Below are 19106 nucleotides of genomic sequence, written 5' to 3' on the forward strand. Positions count from 1 at the left end.
AAAGAATTTTTAAAACCCAATAAAAAGACCAATAAACTTTATTAATGAAAAACGTTATTTTATCTTTATTTCTTATCATTTTTATTTCACTTAATGCACAACAATCTCCCGACACACTTCGGGTAATGTCGTTTAATATTCTCCATGGAGCTACTACTAAGGGCGATTTTAACCTGGAAGCTATTGCTGGTTTTATAAATAAATATCACCCTGATCTTGTAGCCATGCAAGAAGTTGATTTTAAGACCAACCGTAGTAAAAAATACAATATCCCACTAGAATTAGGATACAGAACTCAATTATTACCTCTTTATGCCAAAGCGATGCATTATGATGGTGGTGAATATGGAGAGGCTCTTTTATCTAAATTCAGTTTAATTTCAACTGAAAATATGGCTTTACCACATTTACCTGATTCTGAACCTAGAGCTGCTCAAATTGCTATTTTTGAAACTTCAAATGGAAATAAACTTCAATTTATAGCTACACATCTTGATCATCAACGGGATGAAACCGACCGTTTAATGCAAGCTGACGCATTGGCACAAAGATTTAAAAACGAAGAATTACCCACAATTTTGGCGGGTGACCTTAATTCTCAGCCTGATAGTAAAACTATGAAGAAGTTATATGAAGTTTTTACTAAACCTGCTGATAAAAAAGCACTTATGCCAACATATCCATCATCAGGGGCTCGCATTTGTATTGATCATATTTTATTTAATCAACCGGAGAAATGGACAGAATTGTCTTACGAAGTTGTTTGTGATGAATATATAACCGACCATTGTGTAGTTGTTACAACGTTGGTTTTTAATCCTAACGGAGATTAGTCAGGGGCTTTATCTCTATGTTTAAAGCGGTTGTGCGTCCATAAATAGTATTCGGGCTGGTTACTTATCTCTTTTTCTAAGTATTCCCAATAAATATCGGTTATTTCATAATCGGGAAAATCCTTGGAACTGTCGGTTATGTTTACGATGGTAGTTTCGTAATACCCTCGTTTAACTTTCTTTACGCAAAAGAAAACCACGGCCATGTCGAATTTCTTTGCTAAGGTCTCGGCGGCAGTAAAAACAGGAACTTTCACACCAAAAAATTCCCGCCAGTATTTTGTATGTTGAACCTGTGGGGATTGATCGTTTACAAAACCGTATAGCGACAAATGGTTTTCCCGCTGATGTTTTAAAATAAATTTGGCTGTATTGTATCTGGAAACTAGCTCACCGCCATTCCTTTTACGGGTTTTTTTTATGAGCCTGTCAAAATACTTATTAGTTAATGGTGAATAAATGCCATAACCATTATGTTTTATGTGGTTTCCAAGGGAAAGCACCCATTCGTAATTGGCATAATGGCCACAAAGCAGGGCAACGCTTTTATTTTCCTCGGCATATTTATCGAGCAATTCCAAATTGTGGAATACTGCCCTTTTGTCCATTTCCTTACGCGACATGGTCAACGATTTTATCATCTCCAAGAAAAGATCGCACATGTGTTGATAAAATTTCTTCCTAATAACCAACAGTTCGGCTTCACTTTTTTCGGGAAAGCAAAGTTCTAAGTTTTTTAAAACCAGTTTTTTTCTATATCCAATTACATAGTACAAAAGCATAAAAACACCATCTGAAACCTTGTAAAATATAGGGAACGGAAGAATAGATATACACCATAAAATGGGATAGGTAAGCAAATAAATAAGTAATTGCATCCAGTAAGTATTTTGGCAAATGTAAACAATTTTTTTTCATGGGAAATTTATTAAAAAATTGGAAAAAAAATTACAGTTCTACTTTTTTAGATGAAACCCGGATTTATATTTTTAGCGTCAAAATCTCATCCGTTAAAGAGGAAATATAGCTATATTTGATGCTAAACCTTTTTGTTGTCTATGAATTTAAGTATTGCAACCATTGTTATTATTGCCGCCAACGTATTGGTTTCCATAAAAGGCTTTAATGATTTCTCTTTTTTCGAACGTTACAAATTCAACATAGGCGCCATTCGCCGTGGGGAGCACATAAGGACATTGACCTCCGGGTTTCTGCATGTAGATTTTACGCATCTGCTGTTTAACATGTTAACGCTTTATTTTTTTGCCCCGATTGTAGTCCGCCATTTTGGCGACCCCAAATTTTTGGTAATCTACTTTGTAAGTTTGCTTACGGGTAGTTTGTTGTCGCTTAATTTCCATAAAGAAGAATACCATTACAGTGCGGTTGGCGCAAGTGGTGCAGTAACAGGTGTGCTGTATGCCGCTATTTTATTGCAGCCCGGCATGCGGTTAGCGTTTTTCTTTATCCCCATTCCCATACCGGCCTATATTTTTGGAATTGGCTATTTGCTATATTCTATCTACGGGATGAAGGCGCGTATAGGGAACATAGGTCATACGGCACACTTTGGCGGTGCCATTGGCGGTTATGTAATGACACTTCTCTTTAACCCATCGCTCATTACACAAGAACCTTTAATGGTTGCCTTGCTCGCCATACCGATTATTGTTTTGTTTATACTGGAAAAAACAGGAAAAATATAGTTTGGCACCGTGTTTGGTATGGTATGCTATTATAAAAAGAAACCAAATAATTTATAGTAAAAATCAAAAAGCAAGATTTATGAAAAAAATAATCATTTTAGCAATCGCAATTATGGGTATTACAAATTTACAAGCACAACAAATGGCAACGCCTTCTATTTCTGTTGAAGGGGAAGGCACCATAAAAGTTGTTCCAGATCAAGTATTGATAAAAGTCCGTGTGGAAAGCGAAGGGAATTCGGCACAAAAGGTTAAGGCCGATAATGATGCTGCCATCGACAAAGTTTTAAAATATACAAAATCAATGAAAATCAACGATAAAGATGTAAAGACCGAATATATCAACCTGAACAAAAACTACGATTATCAAACCAAGGAATATAAATACGTGGCTAATCAGTCTATCTCCATTTTATTGAAGGATTTAAGCAAATATGCCGAATTTACACAAGGGCTCTTGAATGCCGGTATTAATAGGATCGATGGCGTGACTTTCAAGTCCAATAAAATAGATGAACTGAACTCCCAGGCCCGCATTGCCGCGATTAAAGATGCGAAAGAAAAGGCGAATGAATATGCTGCGGCCATTGGCCAGAGCATTGGAAAGGCCATAAATATATCCGAATCGGGATCTATCGCGCCACCACAGCCTATATACAGAATGGAAATGATGAAAGCTTCAGACAGTGGTTCGGCCGAAAACACAATTGCAATCGGGGAAATGGTCGTAAAAGCTACCATAAATGCTTCCTTTGAGCTGAAATAACATCAACTTCATATATAAAAAATAGAAAAGGGATTGCCATTAGAGTAATCCTTTTTTTATTGTGGTGAAGGGTAATCATGTTAAAAAAACAGAAATCAGGACATATTCCATTAAAAAACACACTTTTTTAATATCTTAGGCTCTTCTTTTTAAAAATGCCAAATGAAATTTGTTTTTCAATATTTCCGCAAAGCGAAGATTTTGCAATACATCTTCTTTAGTAATGTACAATGGGGCTAAAAAAATATATTTCTTGATACTTTTGGTTGTGGGGTATGGTTATTGCCAAAGCTCGCAAAGCAAATTGATAGACAGTTTAAACCTTACGGAAAACCTTGAGAGGAGAATTGAGCTAAGCCAGCAAATCGCTTTGGAATTTATGGGCACAGACTAGGAAAGGGCCATTACGTATTAGGAATTGGCCGAAAACGAAGCGAAGAAATCCAACGACCCCGAGCTTTTTTGACACCTATTTATATTACGGCCATCGAAATGTATTCATCAAAAGATGTTTTGGATGTAACCTTGGATTATTATCAAAAAGCCTACGCCATTTATAAAAAGCAGGGCAACCATACCGAAATGGCCAAAATGGAAAACAACCTGGCCATTATTTATGCCCAAGGCAACGACAAAGACAGGGTAATGGAATATTTTATGCACGTTTATGCGTATCAGGCAAAGAAAAACAATTCGGTGCAATTGGTAAAGATCCTTAACAATATGGGTACCCTTTATTTAAGCAATGATATTGATTCTTCTTTGTATTACTTCAAAAAAGCACATTCAATTTCCAAAAAGCTTAAAAACAATTCCCTCAATGTGTATGTATATACCAATTTGGCGCGTGCTTATTATTTAAAAAGCAATAGCCTGCAAACAAAAAAGTACTTTGAAAAAGCATTGGCCAATATCAAACTCCCTATTGACAGTTCTACCTCGGATAACGTAACCGTGTTATTCAATTCTCGATAGGATATTTCTTTAAATAATAAAAAATTGGATTAGCAAGCAAAAACGGGCTGCCGATTAAAATTGGCAACCCGTTTTTTTGTTTGAGTTATATTCCGTCTCCCGTTTATTGCAATAAACTTGCTATTTTTTCATTTAAAGCTTCACCGCGAAGGTCTTTTGCTATAATTTTTCCGTCTTCATCCAAAATATAGGTAGCCGGAATAGAACGAATGTTGTATAACTGGGCTATTGGATCTTGCCAAAATTTTAAATTAGACATGTGCTTCCAAGGTAATTGATCTTCTTCAATGGCCTTTTTCCAATCTTCGGCTTTTCTATCCAGAGAAACACCTACTACATTTAATCCTTTGTCATGGTATTCTTTATACAATGCTACCAAATTGGGGTTTTCGGCCCGGCAAGGTTTGCACCATGCAGCCCAAAAATCAAGGATGGTAACTTTTCCCAAAGACTCTTTTAAGGAAATTGTTTCTCCGTCGGGGGTGGGCGCAGAAAAATCGGGAGCTATGGCTCCAATGGCCAATTTGTCTATATCGCCAAGTTCTTTTGCAATGGATTTTCCCATTTCGGTATTTCGTATGTCCTCTGACAAACCTTTGAACAGCGTGTTTACTTCTTCCGGGGTTTTAGACTTGGTTCGCATCATTTGCTGTATAACCAACAATGAGATGTACGAATCTTTATTGTTTGCCACAAAATCCTGTTCGTAATCTTTAGCTTCCTGCTGTACTTCTTCAAATGTTTCTTTTAAAGTGTTCAAGGTAACCGTGTCGCCTTTTTGTTGCGCTTCCATGCCTTGTTTTTGAATATCCATCATTTTTTTGCGGATATTTCTTGAGCTTTGTATAAAGGCCGTAAAATCTTCGTTAGAAGGGGTTCCTTCAATTTTAGAGAAATTAAGGCTGTCTTTGTATGCCGTAACAGAAATATTTCCTTCTTCTAAAATAATAGGCAGAACACCCCGAATGCCTTCAAAATATAAGTAATGCATTTCCGGGCCTTCTGTTTCTCCAGAAAACTCAAAAGAACCTTCTTTAACTTCCAATGTATCAAGAACCTCTGGGCGTTGGCCATCTACCGGTTTTTGTAAATACACTTTCTTTCCGTCTTCAACACCTTCTACGTTTACGGTTACTTTGTATGTGTTATCCTTTGTTTTATTACAAGCTACTAATGCAACGAATAATAAAAGAATACTTCCAATTTTTCTCATTAATTTCTATTTATACTGTTTTATTCCCTACAAAGTTAAAATTTCATTCCAATCCTTAAAGACAATTAACAAATAAAAAGCCCTGAACTTTGTATTTTCAGGGCTCTTTGGCTTTTCTTTATTATGTTTTTAGAATTGGTATCGGATACCCAATGCAATATCAAAGTCAAAATCATCATCGAAATCTCCAAAGCCAAGTTCAGGCCTAAAGTCCAACGACAATAATAACGGAATATTAAAATTGTATTCCACGCCGACATCCCCGGCCAAAAAACCAAACATTCCGCTGTCATCATAGTCATTACCATCAATATAATCATCGTCATGATCATATCCGCCTAAACCACCACCGGCACCAACGTACCAGTTAAAGTCGCCTTCAATAGGGAATACCCATTGGTACAAGCCCGTAATTTTAAAAGCATCGTAATGGCTATTGTCTTTCCATCCCAAATCAAATTCCAACCGGTTGCTGGCCGCAATGGCTCTTTGATACGAAATTTCCGCACCAAAACCGTCGCCTTGTCCTAAACGAAGACCGAGGGCATTTTTTGAAATTTCCTGGGAAAACCCACTTGTTGCAAATCCTATTGCTAAAACACTAAAAAATATTAGCTTTTTCATAAATTTAGTTTTTGATTTGTAATAAATACGGTACTAATTTAACTTAAAGTTGACACAGTCTTGTTAAATATTCCTAAAAATATGTTAACCGATTTAGAATCAAAGCTTAACGGAAAGCTTTTTTTCGATAATCTTCACAGAACAATTTATGCAACCGATGCATCGGTATACCGCGCTATTCCTTTTGGAGTGGCTTACCCGGCAAACCTTGAAGACATCAAGCTACTTATTGCGTTTTGCAACGGTAATAATTTGCCAATTATACCGCGTACCGCAGGAACTTCACTGGCGGGACAATGTGTAGGCGAGGGCCTTGTGGTGGATGTTTCCAAATTTTTTACCAAAATCCTTTCACTCGACGAAAAACAAAAGACCGTTACCGTTGAGCCAGGCGTGATCCGAGATGAGCTCAACTTGTACTTAAAACCCTACGGCCTTTTCTTTGGGCCCAATACATCAACTTCCAATAGATGCATGATAGGGGGTATGACCGGTAATAACTCCAGTGGCACAACATCAATAAAATATGGTGTTACCCGCGATAAGGTTTTAGAAATCGAGGCTGTTTTAAGTGATGGGAGCGAGGCTGTTTTTAAATCTTTGTCCGCAGAAGAATTTCAGCAAAAGCTTGGGCTTAAAACATTGGAAGGAGATATCTACAGAAAAATATATGATGAATTATCTACTGAAGGCATTAAGGAACAAATACACGAAAATTTTCCGAAACCGGAAATTCACAGGAGAAATACAGGATATGCAGTTGATGAATTGTTGAAACTACAGCCTTTTAGCTCCAATGCTGGTCAGTTTAACATGTGCAAACTTATTGCCGGAAGCGAAGGAACCTTGGTCTTTATTACCAAGCTTAAATTACAGCTAGATACACCCATGCCCAAAAAGGCGATAATGATTGCGGCGCATTACAAAAGCGTATCCGATTGTTGCTGTTCTGTTTACGAAGTAATGCAGCACGATCTATTTACTTGCGAAATGATGGACAAGGTGATTTTGGACTGTACAAAAAATAACAAATCGCAATTGCCCAACCGGTTTTTTATTGAAGGTGACCCACAAGCCATTTTAATGTTGGAATTAAGGGATGATGATAAAAATAAACTTGAAGAAAAAACCGCGGCATTGCTGAAAACACTCGACAATAGCCTAAGTTATGCACATCCGTTGCTTTATGGTGCCGAGATTGACCAGGCACTGGAATTGCGAAAAGCGGGACTGGGCTTGTTGGGTAATATCGTGGGCGATAAAAAAGCAGTTGCCTGTATTGAAGATACCGCCGTAAATATTGAAGATTTAAGCGCTTACATCACAGAATTTTCGGCCATCATGGAAAAATACAAACAAAATGCAGTGTATTATGCACATGCGGGGGCAGGAGAATTGCATTTACGACCCATTTTGGACCTGAAAAAAAGCGAAGACGTACAGCTTTTTAGGCAAATTACTACCGATGTAGCCCATTTGGTAAAAAAATATGGAGGATCCATGAGCGGAGAACATGGCGATGGAAGGGTGCGGGCCGAATTTGTGGAGTTGATGATAGGCGAGGGGAACTACCAATTGTTGAAGCGTATTAAAAAGGCTTTTGACCCCAATAATATATTCAATCCGGGGAAAATTGTGGATGCAGCCCCCATGGATACATCGTTGCGTTATGAAGCGGACAGGGAGGAACCCGAAGTTGAGACCTTGATGGATTTCTCTGATTCCCTTGGGATTCTCCGGGCTGCCGAAAAATGTAATGGAAGTGGCGATTGTAGGAAAACACACTTGTCCAACGGGGCAATGTGCCCAAGTTACCATGCTACCAAAAATGAAAAAGATACCACTCGGGCACGCGCCAATGCATTACGCGAGTACTTAACAATTTCTACCAAACAGAATAAATTTAACAACAAAGAACTAAAAGAAGTTTTTGACTTATGCATAAGCTGTAAGGCCTGTGGAAGTGAATGCCCCAGCAATGTTGATGTGGCCACTTTAAAAGCTGAATTTTTATACCAATACTACAAAGATAATCCGCCGTCTTTGCGCGACAAAGCCTTTGCCTTTAATACGCGTTTGAACAAGTTGGGAAGCAGCTTTTCTTTATTAGCAAACAACAAATTTTCTAGTGTACTGTTAAAAAAAATGTTGAATATCGCTCCCGAAAGAACGTTGCCTGAAATTAAAAGTTTTAATTTTGATAAACACATTCAAAGCATTAAAAATGAATTATTTAAAAATAATAAGGTTATTCTTTATATTGATGAATTCACCAATTATCTGGACGCAGATGTTGGTAAAGATGCCATTGACTTATTAACAGCTTTGGGATATAACGTGAGTTTGTTTTATGGAGAAAGCGGACGCACATTCATATCCAAAGGCTTTTTGAAGCAGGCCAAAAAACTGGCCAATGAAAATATAGCCGAATTAAAAGCTTTGATTGGCAAAGATTGTCCTGTTATTGGCATTGAACCGTCGGCTATTTTATCATTTAGGGACGAATACTTAAGGTTGGCCGATAATGAACCTGATGCAAAAAAAGTAGCACTAAACAGTTTTATTGTCGAAGAATTCCTTTCAGAAGAAATAAAAAGAGGAAATATTACCGCGGACCCGTTTACTGAAGAAGCAAAAAACATTAAATACCATGCACATTGCCATCAAAAATCGCAATCCAATACCAAAGTTACTTTTGATGTACTCAACCTTCCAAAGAATTACAGCGTTACCATGATTAATTCTGGGTGTTGCGGGATGGCAGGTTCTTTTGGGTATGAAAAGGAGCATTACAACGTAAGCATGCAAATAGGGGAGTTACGACTTTTTCCGGCCGTGCGCAATGCAGACCCAGATACAATTATTGTTGCCAATGGCACCAGTTGCCGGCACCAAATAAAAGACGGAACCAAAAGAGAGGCCATACACCCGGTTACATTGTTGAAAAATGCATTAGAGGATGCTTCAAAGTGATTTCATTAAACATAACTTTTTAGTAGTTTTATCAAGTCATTTTTAGAAACTACTCCCGAGCCGCGCCATACCGATGCCCCGTTTTTAAAAACCATAAAAGTAGGCACCCCACGTACTTGAAATTTGCTGGCCAGTTCTTTGTTTTTGTCCACGTTTATTTTAATAATGTTGATATGCTCACCCAAGCTCTCTTTTACTTCGGTTAAAATAGGCATCATTGTTTGGCAGGGGCCGCACCAATCGGCATAAAAATCTATTAAAACAGGTTTATTTACGTTTATTATATCTTTAAAACTACTTTGCATCTTGTTTTATAATTATTTGTTATAGGGTAAATAATTGTTGGTCAATAATTTGTAAAAATAAGCTTGTTACGCACAAAATATGTACGAAAAATTAGAGGATTTTGGTTGTCCGGAAAAAGTCTTTTTTCTTTATGCGGGACGTAAATAACGGCGTTCCATCCAAAATGTACCGAACGGAACGACAGAACACATTAAAATGATGAACAAGGTAGCATACGACCAGTTTTGTTTGCGTTGAAGTACCAAAGCCATGGCTACATATGTAATGAAAAGGATTCCATGAATCATTCCGATAATTTTATTCGGGCCATGAAAATCGGCCATATACTTGAGTGGCATGGTTACCCCAAAGAGTAACAAATAAGAAATTCCTTCCAATATGCTGATAAGTCTAAAATTCTTGATGTTCATAACATTTAATTTTCACGCAAAAATAAAGCACCGAATTGATTTTCGATGCTTTATAATTGTTAAAGGTATGTTTAAATCCCTTTTTGTATGTAAAACGTGCTTAGCTTACATTATCTGCTTCAGTTGTACTTTCAGCTTCGGCCTGGATTTTTTTACCAATGGCTTCAACTTCATCCAGAACGTGTAAGAGGTTTCCGCTCCATAATTTTTCAATTTCTTCTTCGGTATAGCCTCTTTTAACCAGTTCTTTAGTTACGTTTATGGTTTCAGAAGCATCGTTCCAACCGTAAATTCCACCACCACCATCAAAATCGGAGCTAATACCAACATGGTCTATGCCAATTTTTTCAACTAAATAATCAATGTGGTCCACAAAATCGACAACATTTACCGGGTCTGCAACTTCACTCAGGGAATCCAGTTTTGGTTTTGCAGTGGTTCGCATGGCTATATATTTTTCGTAATAGGCTTTGCGTTGATCCCCCGGCATTTTCATAACGCTGTCACGTTCTAAAAGTGGAAAACCTGCCTTTTCGGCTTCCATAGCAAGTACCTTTTTAACTTCTTCATCAAAAACACTGTCTTTTTTAACGTTTACATATGGCGAAAAAGCCACGGTTTGTATTATGCCACCGTTTTCTTTTAACCATTCCAGTTGCTCGTCGTCCAGGTTCCTGCTGTGGTTGCTCAATGCTCGGGCAGAGGAGTGGGAAGCAATGATCGGGGCTTTGGTAAGCTCTATAATTTGGCGCATGGATTCTTTGGAAGGGTGCGAAACATCGATCATCATACCGTATTTGTTCATCTCGGCAATTGCCTGTTTGCCAAGTTCGCTCAAGCCATTGTTTAGCCAAATACTGTCTTTTTCCCCGGTATTGGAGTCGGCCAGTTGACTATGGCCCTGATGCGCCAACGACATGTAACGGCCGCCAAGGTCGTAGAATTTTTTAACATTGCCAATGTCTGTCCCGATTGGGTACCCGTTTTCAACACCGATCATTGCCACTTTTTTGCCTTCGGAATGAATTCTCCGCACATCATCGGAGGTTAATGCCAGACCGATTTTATCGGGGGCTATTTCTTCGCAAAGTTTATGGATGGCCTCGAATTTGGAAATGGCATTTTCATAAGCTTTTTTGTAGCCTTCGGCATTTAACGAATCCTGCCCCGTGTATACAATAAGCCAGGCAACATCCAAACCGCCTTCTTCCATTTTAGGGAGCGTTATTTGGGTGTCCAGGTCTTGAGTGTAGTTAATGGAGTCGGTAAAATTGTCAACATTAATGTCGCAATGCGTGTCGAGCGTAATAATGTGTTGCTGAATTTCTTTTGCCTTGGCAATAAGCTGGTCGTTGGTTAAAGAAACTTCTGCAATTTCTTTTTTTTCGGTTTGTTTACAGGAGAACATGGCCATTGCTGTAATAGCGAGCAGGCCGAATTTAATTTTTTGCATGGGTTTGAGTTATAGATTAGAAATTAGTTCTTGTAATTTATAACTATTAAGCTGATTCTACAAAAACTTGCATTAATTTTAAGTGAATGCCAATTTTGATGCCCCATAAATATAAAAGTTGAAGTTTATGCACATAAAAATTATACATCTTGTATTACCCCGGAATCATTTTCCCCAAAAGGAGGGAAGCAGTAACCCAAAGGATTATGGACAGTATACCGCCAATAATTAAAAAGTGCTTAAACTTATAAAGCCCCAAACCGTAAATAAGCGTATTGGTTTGATACCCCAAAGGAGTGAAAAAACTAAAGTTTGCCGAGAACAAAACTGCCAAAATAAACGGTTTTAGCGGTAAATTGCTGGCCGTTGCGAGCGATATGGCAATGGGTGTCATAATAATTGCGGTAGCATTATTGGATATAATCCCGCTTAGCAACATGGTAAACAAAAATAAGAGCGCAATAATAATTACGGGCTGTTTTCCCGAAATAAGCTCCAGTAAATGCGATGAAACCCAAGCATCGGCACCGCTGTTGTTCATGGCTATCCCGAGCGGGATCATCCCGGCAAGCAAGAAAATGATTTCCCAGTTAATGTTTTGGTATACCTTGCTAAGTTCTATACAGTTAAAGAACAACAATAAAAAACATCCGGTAAGCGAGCTGGCAAGAATAGAAAGTACGCCGAAAGCCGCAAGGCCTATGACTGCCAGCATGATACAAAAAGTAAGCATTTTTTTTGTTTTGGATACCTGAGCATACGATGCATGTTCCTGCAAAACGGTCATATTTTCGGTGGTAGAGAGTTCGCTTAGCTTTCCTTCGGGAATTTCCACCAACAAGCGGTCGCCAACACGGAGCTTTATTTTATCTACGCTTATGTTAAGCAATTTATCCTTTACATTGGTAATATTTTTACGCCGTTTAATGGCCAAGGGCAAGGCACCGTTTATAGTGCGCCCTTTAAGCTCGTCTATAGAATATTTCAATAATGGTGCACCGGGAAGCATCAACAGTTCTACAATGGTATTCTGTTGCGGGTCTATTTCAATATTATCATCAACAGAAACATCAGAAACATCGTACTCGTTTATAACCAGTCCTTCGGTACCTTTTATTTTTACCAGGTTCTCCATATTGCAAGAGAGTAGGAGCTTATCGTTTTTTTTAAGGGTGATGTATTTTCCGGGGGATTTATTGGAAATGCCTTTCCTGGTAAGCTTTAACAGCGTAATGCCCAAATCGTTGTACAGAAAGGTATCGACAATTTTTTTATCGATCAGGCCGGAATTGTCGCCAATTTCAACATTGGTGAGGTATTGGTCCAGTTCGTATTCAGAGTTTAAGTTTTTAGAAGTATCCCACGGAAGTAAAAAAGATGTAAGGGTAATAAAAACAATACCAATGCCCAGAAATATAAGCCCATAAAATGAAAATTCAAAAAAAGTAAAGCGCTCGGCACCAAATTTGGTAGCTACCGAGTTAACAATCAGGTTGGTAGAAGTACCCATTAACGTACAACTACCGCCCAAAATACCGGCAAAAGAAATGGGCAACAGCAATTTGGAACGCGGAATATTGTATTTGGCAGACAATTCTGTCAAGATTTTAATAAAAACAATAACTACCGCCGTGGTACTTATAAAAGCCGAGATACTGCCCGAAATAACCATAAATGCAGGAATAAGCAGTAAAATGGGCAATACTTTAAGCTTTTTTAGGCCATTTGCCAAAATATTTATAATTCCGTTCTGTTCCAGTGCAATGGCAATAATCATGAGGCAGAGCACCGTAATGGTAGCACTGTTGGAAAAGCCGCTAACGGCTTCTTCGGGAGATACCACGCCAAACAACAACAAGCTTACAATAATAAAGAATGCAATTTTATCTACCGGAAAAACCTCGAACGCAAAAAATAGTACGACCAAGAATAAAACGGAAAACACATATATAATTTCTACAGACATGGCAACGGGCTGGTTTTGATATACATTCTAATATATTTAGAATTTTTAGTATCTGTTTTGTATTTGTATGTAATTTAACATGTAGTGGCATAAAACCGACATTATTATATGAACAAGAGGGGTTTTAAAATATTCTATTTTACATAATATAAATTATAGTGCAAATCATTAATATAAAAATACTTTAGAAATTAACGCCTTTTCCTTTAAACCTCTCTCAGTCCGTCAATATTAAGCTAAAAGCTTGTCGCACCCGGCACATACACCTTTATAAAAGTTTTAAACGTATTTTGGAATTCATACGCCTATGTCAGTTTAGAAAAAAACCTTGTTTATCTTGAAGAAAAGAGGATTTTACAAACCCTCTCTTTTTTGTTTTTTCAATACCATGCATAAATCGGTGTCCGACGGGGTTCCGAATATGTCCAGATACGTTAGTGGACGTATCCCGAGCAGTATATTACCTATACAGATGGTTATTCTACGTATGCGGTTAAGCCCGTAACGTATCTACCGGGCTTTTGAGCCTCAAAAAAAAGCTGCCCAAACGGGCAGCTTTTTTTTCATTAAATGTACAGCTACTATAAACAAGATATTTTGTACATAACTGCTAACTAATTTATATGTTCAAATTTAATTTTTGTTTTTCCTATAAACATACATCCATCAAACAATAACATACAACATTCAAACATTTTCTAAAACCCTGTGGCGTTATACGGGCATGTTTCTTGAAAAAATTGCTGAAATGTGTAGCTTCTTTAAAGCCCAGGGCATATGCAATCTCGGCAATGTTCCAATGTTTTTCTTTTAATAGGTATTTGGCTTCTTTTAAAACCTTTTCTTTTATTAATTGACTGGTTGTTTTTTGTGCCGTCTGTTTTAATACGCGGTTTAAATGGTTTACATGGATGTTTAGTTGTTTTGCAAAATCGCCAGGAGTTCTTAACCGAGGGCTGTTTTTAAGCTCCTTGTTAGAAAACTCATTGTTTAAAAGGACAAAAAAGGCATTCGAAATACGCTGGTTTGCTATGCTTGTGACTGTATGGTGATTACTGCCCTTCATCTAGTATAACTTTAGCTGCCGTAGCCATTTTATAACTTCTTCTTCGACTTTTGTTTTCTTGGCGCCCTCCATTACAAAATAAATGCCGTCCCTTTCAATCCCCCCTTTGGTCGAAAACCCTTTTAAGATTGTTGCATTTGGGCACATGCTGTGTACAGTTTCAAAACTATTGCCAACGCCATAACCGGCATTGGTATTGAAAGGAATTACGGTTTTACCACTCATATCATATTGATGTAAAAAACTCTTTATTGACGGTGGTAGCTGCATGCCCCACGTAGGAAATCCTACAAATACAGTGTTGTATGCGTTAAAATTGTCTATTTGCGTTTTTAATGGCGGCTGGTAACCCGATTGGTTTTCTTCTGCTACTTGTGCCACTATGGCTTTATAGTCTTCTGGGTAAGGTTTTTCCAGTTCAATGGCCACCAGCTCCCCTCCTACTTTTTTTTGAATGATTTCTGCCAGTGCCTTGGTATTGTTGGTACGCGAGAGGTAAACAATTAAAGTGTTTTCTTTTTTTGATTCTTGGGCATTACAACTACAATAAAACACAGGAGTGATTATTATTAGTAAAAGAAAATATATTTTGAATGTTTTATTCATTATTTGTAAGTAGTTTAACAAAAGATAAATTGGCCAATTTCCAGCTGCCATTTTGCTTTTTATAAACCTCGGTTACCATAAAAGGATTGGTTACTTCGTTACCCCCTACTTCTGCCAACAGGGTAATGCGGTTTAAAAGAATTGCCGTATCTCCTATTACATCCACGTTTACTTCATGGATGTCTGCCTTTTTATACCATATACCGCCACTTTCTATAATGGCAAGTTCTCTATCTGTTCCCCAAGCGCCTCCCATGTGTACAAATTGTGCGTCTTTATGGAAAAGTTTGGTTAATTCCTTTACATTTTTATCGGCCATCCATTGCCATTTCTTTTTAGAAAGTTCTTTGATTTCTTCTCTGGTAACCGAGGCAACATTTATATTTTGATACGTTTCTTCGGAAATACTTTTCAACCATTGTGTAGGTTGATTGGCCGTTACAGCCAAATATGCAAAAGATGTGGTTGGGGTTGACGCATGCCAGTGTTCTACCCCTGGACCGCAATTAATTACATCGCCTTGTTTTACTATTTGCACTGGTTTGTTTCGCTCCTGATAATATCCGGTTCCTTCGGTAATTAACAACTGTTGTCCGCCCGGATGCACATGCCAGTCCAATTTGGCATTGGGCGCAAAAGTAGCAACAACTACATTGTAGTTATGGGTATTGTTGGCACTGCTTATATGATTGAGCCATACATCTCCCGTATGGTGCACATTGGGGGCTTTTTCTCCTTTTGAAAAAATAGGGGTTTCTTGAGCTCTTATTTGAGTGGTTGAAGCAATACACATTGCTATTAATAATAAATGTTTCATCTTTTTCAATTGTTAGTTAATTATTTTCCTACGCGTTCTTGTAAATGTTTGGGGTAGCGGTCGCCCTGTACTTTTATTTTTGCAAAGGCACTATCTATTTCCAATAATTCTGTAAGCGATAAATTAATAGATGCCGCACCTATGTTTTCTGTTAACCTATGTAGTTTTGTGGTTCCGGGAATGGGAGCTATCCATGGATTTTGTGCCAACAGCCAACCTAAGGCTATTTGTGCTGGCGTGACATTTTTATGGGCTGCTATTTCTCCCAATACATTTACCAGTGCCTGATTTGCTTTGCGGTTTTCTTCGCTAAAGCGCGGAACGATATTTCTAAAATCGGTTTTATCAAATTCGGTATCCGCATTGATTTTCCCTGTTAAAAACCCTTTTCCAAGCGGACTAAAGGGTACAAAACCAATGCCCAGTTCTTTCAATGTTGGTATAATTTCTTTTTCGGGTTCGCGCCACCATAACGAATACTCGCTTTGCAATGCCGTTACCGGTTGTACGGCGTGTGCTTTGCGTATGGAATTTACTCCGGCTTCCGAAAGCCCAAAATGTTTTACCTTTCCTTCTTTAATAAGGTCTTTTACAGTTCCGGCAACATCTTCCATAGGCACATTGGCGTCTACCCGGTGTTGGTAAAATAAATCGATAACATCTGTTTTTAAATGTTTGAGCGATTTTTCGGCTACCTCCCGAATCCGTTCCGGACGGCTGTCCTGGCCTTGACCGGAATCGCCGTTTTTAAATCCGAATTTAGTAGCTATCACCACTTCTTTTCTAAAAGGTTCCAATGCCTCCCCTATCAATTGTTCATTGGCGACGCCATAAGCTTCAGCGGTGTCAAAAAAAGTAACTCCCTGTTCGTAAGCTTCGCGTATAAGCTTAATTGCTTGTTTTTTATCGGTAGCCGGGCCATATCCAAAAGTTAACCCCATACAACCCAGTCCTAATGCAGACACTTCTAACCTGCTATTTCCCAACATTCTTTTTTTCATCGTTTTATATTTTAATTATTTATTGCCAGTTGCATATTCTTCATCGGTAACAGATTTCAACCATTTCGTGGGCCCTTTTTCCCTTCCTGTAATGGCTATCTGTACAAACTCATTTTCTGCACTTGCACCGTGCCAATGCGGAATATTGGCAGGACATTTTACAACATCTCCTTTGCGTAATATTCGTTTGGGGCTTCCTTTTTCCTGATAATACCCAACACCTCCGGTTGCCAACAAAATTTGTCCACTTGGATGCATGTGCCAATTAGATCGGGCACCGAGTTCAAAAGTTACATTTCCAACACTGTTTTTATTAATGCTATCTGCTATTATCAAGCCTGTTAAATAAGCAGTCCCGACAAAGTTGCTATTGTTTATTTTTTCTCCTTTTGGATAGAGCGATAATGTGTTTTTTGAATTTTTATTTTTTGTATCCGTACAGGATGTTAACCCTATTAAAAAACTTATAATTAAAACGAATTGGACTTTCATGGTTCTATAATTTTTGGGTTGCTGATGAATGGCAATAAACCCGTTTACTGCTTATTTTTTTGATTGTAATAATTCATTCAATACAGTTTGGGCATCATTTCCTTCTTGCTTTCCAACACGATGCTTAATTATTTTAGTAAAATCATGAAGCTGAGCTTCTGTCCAGCCTTGTATCAAACAGATATTCATATGCGAGCGCAGCATGGGCTCGGCCTTTTGTATACTTGCAATAACAGAGATGGTTACCAATTCCCTTTCTTTATAGGTAAGCACATCACGCTCAAAAATATCGGCAAACAAATGTTCTTTTAAAAATACTTCGATTTCTGGAGAAAACTGGGCATATCCCTTTTTTGGCCCATCCAGTTTTGTGCCCACCAATTTGTAAAGGTTTGCTTTTCCCCTGTCGTATTTAGCTCGTTCATCTTTTATTGGGGATGCTTTCGGCCCCCATATATCTTTAATCCCTTTTGCCTTTCTGTCGTCAAGCACGGTAATAAAAGTTTGAAGGCCTCTTATGCTACGCGGAAATCCACAATATGTATATAAATACACAATGGCCTCCTTTAGCTCATTTACGGTCCATCCATTATCAAGTCCATCATTTAGAGCGCTTTTTAGTTTTTTTAAGTTGCCATTGGCCGTGTAGGATGCTACCAATATCAACGATTTATCTTTTTCGGTAAGTGTTTCTTGAAACCACGTTCCTTCTGAAGCATTTACAGGGTTTATAACCCCTACTGTAAAAAATAAAAAAGAAAAGGCTGAGAAAACTATAGGTATGTGCATGATTTATTTAATTTATGTTTGTACTTTAAAACTAATTCTTAGTACTTGTTACAAATATCCGAAGTCATGAAGGCTATTCATGTATACCAATTACTGTTATACTAATACAGATTACTTTTTAAGGTATATATTTGATTTTTAATGAATAACAAGTATTATATTTAAAAAAAATTACAAAAAAATGGACGGTATTATCACTTTCGACACCATAAAACAATACTGCGATTTTAACAATAACGAAGCACTGCATCCGCTTGTGGGTATTATTGACCTATCGAAAGCTAAACCGAGACAATTTACCCGTTTTCGTTATAATTTTTATGTAATTTTCTTCAAGGAAATAAAATGTGGCGATCTTCGCTATGGCTGCAATTATTACGATTATGAAGAGGGAACACTTGTTTTTCTTGCCCCTGGACAGGTAATTGGCGAAAACAAAGCCGAGTATTACCAACCTAAAGGAATTGCTTTGGTTTTCCATCCCGATTTTATTCTTGGAACCGCCCTTGGGCAGCATATACAGGAATATACATTTTTTAATTATGAAGTAAGCGAGGCTTTGCATCTTTCGGTGCCCGAAAGAGACATGATTAAAGATATATTTACAAAAATCAACCATGAATTGAAGCAACTTATAGACAAACATACCAAGAGTCTGGTTATTTCTAATATAGAATTATTCTTAAATTATTGTGTGCGGTTTTACGACAGGCAGTTTATTACCCGAACCAATGCAAACCAAGATATTATAGTCCGTTTTGAAAAGTTACTTAATGATTATTTCCATTCGGAGAAGCCTGAAAAGCTGGGATTGCCGTCTGTAGCTTATTGTGCTGAACAACTATTTATTTCTCCTAATTATTTGGGGGATATGATTAAAAAAGAAACAGGTAAGTCACCGCAGGAGCATATTCAATTAAAGCTAATTAGTATTGCTAAGGAGCGTATTTTCGATCCATCTAAAAGTATTTCTGAAATAGCCTACGAACTTGGTTTTAAGTACCCGCAACACTTTAGTAAAATGTTTAAGAAAATTACAGGGGCTTCACCTAATGATTACCGGTTGATGAATTGAATATTCTAGAAATTGCCTCCCCATTTTTAAAACAC

The 19106-nt window shown here is 37.7% G+C and carries 19 protein-coding genes; 6 read left to right on the plus strand and 13 right to left on the minus strand.

The window, feature by feature from the left end; translation table 11 throughout:
- Positions 1–44: 44 nt before the first annotated feature.
- A complete protein-coding gene (locus PSF86_RS06695) occupies positions 45–833 on the plus strand; it encodes an endonuclease/exonuclease/phosphatase family protein (protein ID WP_277899282.1) in 789 nt (262 codons plus the stop codon).
- On the opposite strand, the gene PSF86_RS06700 is transcribed toward PSF86_RS06695, so the two are convergent.
- Entirely contained in the window at positions 830–1711 is an 882-nt protein-coding gene (locus PSF86_RS06700; RefSeq protein ID WP_277899283.1) for a lysophospholipid acyltransferase family protein, read from the minus strand. The genes PSF86_RS06695 and PSF86_RS06700 overlap by 4 nt on opposite strands.
- Before the next feature lie 180 nt (positions 1712–1891).
- On the opposite strand from PSF86_RS06700, the gene PSF86_RS06705 reads away from it, so the two are divergent.
- From PSF86_RS06705 to PSF86_RS06715, 3 genes are all read left to right on the plus strand, one after another.
- Positions 1892–2539: a rhomboid family intramembrane serine protease gene (locus PSF86_RS06705; RefSeq protein WP_277899284.1), complete on the plus strand. Its 648-nt coding sequence runs from the start codon at positions 1892–1894 to the stop codon at positions 2537–2539.
- 79 nt (positions 2540–2618) lie between these two features.
- Positions 2619–3305, plus strand: coding sequence for an SIMPL domain-containing protein (locus tag PSF86_RS06710; RefSeq protein WP_277899285.1), 687 nt, complete (start codon positions 2619–2621; stop codon positions 3303–3305).
- Between the two features lie 462 nt (positions 3306–3767).
- Positions 3768–4280, plus strand: a complete 513-nt coding sequence (locus PSF86_RS06715) for a tetratricopeptide repeat protein (RefSeq protein WP_277899286.1) — start codon at positions 3768–3770, stop codon at positions 4278–4280.
- Positions 4281–4383: 103 nt separating this feature from the next.
- On the opposite strand, the gene PSF86_RS06720 is transcribed toward PSF86_RS06715, so the two are convergent.
- The gene (locus PSF86_RS06720) at positions 4384–5493 is read right to left on the minus strand and encodes a TlpA disulfide reductase family protein (RefSeq protein ID WP_277899287.1); all 1110 of its coding nucleotides are present in this window, start codon (positions 5491–5493) and stop codon (positions 4384–4386) included.
- 129 nt (positions 5494–5622) lie between these two features.
- Positions 5623–6117, minus strand: a complete 495-nt coding sequence (locus PSF86_RS06725) for a hypothetical protein (RefSeq protein ID WP_277899288.1) — start codon at positions 6115–6117, stop codon at positions 5623–5625.
- 81 nt (positions 6118–6198) lie between these two features.
- On the opposite strand from PSF86_RS06725, the gene PSF86_RS06730 reads away from it, so the two are divergent.
- Positions 6199–9090, plus strand: coding sequence for an FAD-binding and (Fe-S)-binding domain-containing protein (locus PSF86_RS06730; RefSeq protein WP_277899289.1), 2892 nt, complete (start codon positions 6199–6201; stop codon positions 9088–9090).
- 5 nt (positions 9091–9095) lie between these two features.
- On the opposite strand, the gene trxA is transcribed toward PSF86_RS06730, so the two are convergent.
- The 10 genes from trxA to PSF86_RS06780 all read right to left on the minus strand — a co-directional run bounded on the left by trxA (position 9096) and on the right by PSF86_RS06780 (position 17996).
- Positions 9096–9395, minus strand: coding sequence for a thioredoxin (gene trxA / locus PSF86_RS06735; RefSeq protein ID WP_277899290.1), 300 nt, complete (start codon positions 9393–9395; stop codon positions 9096–9098).
- Between the two features lie 129 nt (positions 9396–9524).
- Complete coding sequence (locus tag PSF86_RS06740) at positions 9525–9806, minus strand: DUF3817 domain-containing protein (protein ID WP_277899291.1); 282 nt, start codon at positions 9804–9806, stop codon at positions 9525–9527.
- 100 nt (positions 9807–9906) lie between these two features.
- Entirely contained in the window at positions 9907–11259 is a 1353-nt protein-coding gene (locus tag PSF86_RS06745) for a dipeptidase (RefSeq protein ID WP_277899292.1), read from the minus strand.
- Between the two features lie 154 nt (positions 11260–11413).
- On the minus strand, positions 11414–13225 hold the full coding sequence (locus PSF86_RS06750; protein WP_277899293.1) for an SLC13 family permease: 1812 nt from the start codon (positions 13223–13225) through the stop codon (positions 11414–11416).
- A 649-nt stretch (positions 13226–13874) separates the two neighbouring features.
- On the minus strand, positions 13875–14291 hold the full coding sequence (locus tag PSF86_RS06755) for a helix-turn-helix domain-containing protein (protein ID WP_277899294.1): 417 nt from the start codon (positions 14289–14291) through the stop codon (positions 13875–13877).
- Positions 14292–14897, minus strand: a complete 606-nt coding sequence (locus PSF86_RS06760) for a flavodoxin (RefSeq protein WP_277899295.1) — start codon at positions 14895–14897, stop codon at positions 14292–14294. It lies immediately after the preceding gene.
- A complete protein-coding gene (locus tag PSF86_RS06765) occupies positions 14890–15714 on the minus strand; it encodes a DUF4440 domain-containing protein (RefSeq protein WP_277899296.1) in 825 nt (274 codons plus the stop codon). Before PSF86_RS06765 ends, PSF86_RS06760 begins: the two co-directional genes overlap by 8 nt.
- Before the next feature lie 20 nt (positions 15715–15734).
- The gene (locus PSF86_RS06770; protein ID WP_277899297.1) at positions 15735–16715 is read right to left on the minus strand and encodes an aldo/keto reductase; all 981 of its coding nucleotides are present in this window, start codon (positions 16713–16715) and stop codon (positions 15735–15737) included.
- A gap of 15 nt (positions 16716–16730) precedes the next feature.
- Positions 16731–17207, minus strand: a complete 477-nt coding sequence (locus PSF86_RS06775; protein ID WP_277899298.1) for a cupin domain-containing protein — start codon at positions 17205–17207, stop codon at positions 16731–16733.
- Positions 17208–17258: 51 nt separating this feature from the next.
- A complete protein-coding gene (locus PSF86_RS06780; RefSeq protein WP_277899299.1) occupies positions 17259–17996 on the minus strand; it encodes a carboxymuconolactone decarboxylase family protein in 738 nt (245 codons plus the stop codon).
- Positions 17997–18177: 181 nt separating this feature from the next.
- Here PSF86_RS06780 and PSF86_RS06785 point away from each other — a divergent pair, with 181 nt between their 5' ends.
- A complete protein-coding gene (locus tag PSF86_RS06785; RefSeq protein ID WP_277899300.1) occupies positions 18178–19071 on the plus strand; it encodes a helix-turn-helix domain-containing protein in 894 nt (297 codons plus the stop codon).
- Positions 19072–19106: the final 35 nt, after the last annotated feature.

This window comes from Galbibacter pacificus (assembly GCF_029603165.1).
Taxonomy (GTDB): Bacteria; Bacteroidota; Bacteroidia; order Flavobacteriales; family Flavobacteriaceae; genus Galbibacter; species Galbibacter pacificus.

What these genes read in the sequence shown, in the direction of transcription:
- PSF86_RS06695 (WP_277899282.1), top strand. Translation starts at nt 45, where the DNA reads ATGAAAAACGTTATTTTATCTTTATTTCTTATCATTTTTATTTCACTT.
- PSF86_RS06700 (WP_277899283.1), bottom strand. Translation starts at nt 1,711, where the DNA reads ATGCAATTACTTATTTATTTGCTTACCTATCCCATTTTATGGTGTATA.
- PSF86_RS06705 (WP_277899284.1), top strand. Translation starts at nt 1,892, where the DNA reads ATGAATTTAAGTATTGCAACCATTGTTATTATTGCCGCCAACGTATTG.
- PSF86_RS06710 (WP_277899285.1), top strand. Translation starts at nt 2,619, where the DNA reads ATGAAAAAAATAATCATTTTAGCAATCGCAATTATGGGTATTACAAAT.
- PSF86_RS06720 (WP_277899287.1), bottom strand. Translation starts at nt 5,493, where the DNA reads ATGAGAAAAATTGGAAGTATTCTTTTATTATTCGTTGCATTAGTAGCT.
- PSF86_RS06725 (WP_277899288.1), bottom strand. Translation starts at nt 6,117, where the DNA reads ATGAAAAAGCTAATATTTTTTAGTGTTTTAGCAATAGGATTTGCAACA.
- PSF86_RS06730 (WP_277899289.1), top strand. Translation starts at nt 6,199, where the DNA reads ATGTTAACCGATTTAGAATCAAAGCTTAACGGAAAGCTTTTTTTCGAT.
- trxA (WP_277899290.1), bottom strand. Translation starts at nt 9,395, where the DNA reads ATGCAAAGTAGTTTTAAAGATATAATAAACGTAAATAAACCTGTTTTA.
- PSF86_RS06740 (WP_277899291.1), bottom strand. Translation starts at nt 9,806, where the DNA reads ATGAACATCAAGAATTTTAGACTTATCAGCATATTGGAAGGAATTTCT.
- PSF86_RS06745 (WP_277899292.1), bottom strand. Translation starts at nt 11,259, where the DNA reads ATGCAAAAAATTAAATTCGGCCTGCTCGCTATTACAGCAATGGCCATG.
- PSF86_RS06750 (WP_277899293.1), bottom strand. Translation starts at nt 13,225, where the DNA reads ATGTCTGTAGAAATTATATATGTGTTTTCCGTTTTATTCTTGGTCGTA.
- PSF86_RS06755 (WP_277899294.1), bottom strand. Translation starts at nt 14,291, where the DNA reads ATGAAGGGCAGTAATCACCATACAGTCACAAGCATAGCAAACCAGCGT.
- PSF86_RS06760 (WP_277899295.1), bottom strand. Translation starts at nt 14,897, where the DNA reads ATGAATAAAACATTCAAAATATATTTTCTTTTACTAATAATAATCACT.
- PSF86_RS06765 (WP_277899296.1), bottom strand. Translation starts at nt 15,714, where the DNA reads ATGAAACATTTATTATTAATAGCAATGTGTATTGCTTCAACCACTCAA.
- PSF86_RS06770 (WP_277899297.1), bottom strand. Translation starts at nt 16,715, where the DNA reads ATGAAAAAAAGAATGTTGGGAAATAGCAGGTTAGAAGTGTCTGCATTA.
- PSF86_RS06775 (WP_277899298.1), bottom strand. Translation starts at nt 17,207, where the DNA reads ATGAAAGTCCAATTCGTTTTAATTATAAGTTTTTTAATAGGGTTAACA.
- PSF86_RS06780 (WP_277899299.1), bottom strand. Translation starts at nt 17,996, where the DNA reads ATGCACATACCTATAGTTTTCTCAGCCTTTTCTTTTTTATTTTTTACA.
- PSF86_RS06785 (WP_277899300.1), top strand. Translation starts at nt 18,178, where the DNA reads ATGGACGGTATTATCACTTTCGACACCATAAAACAATACTGCGATTTT.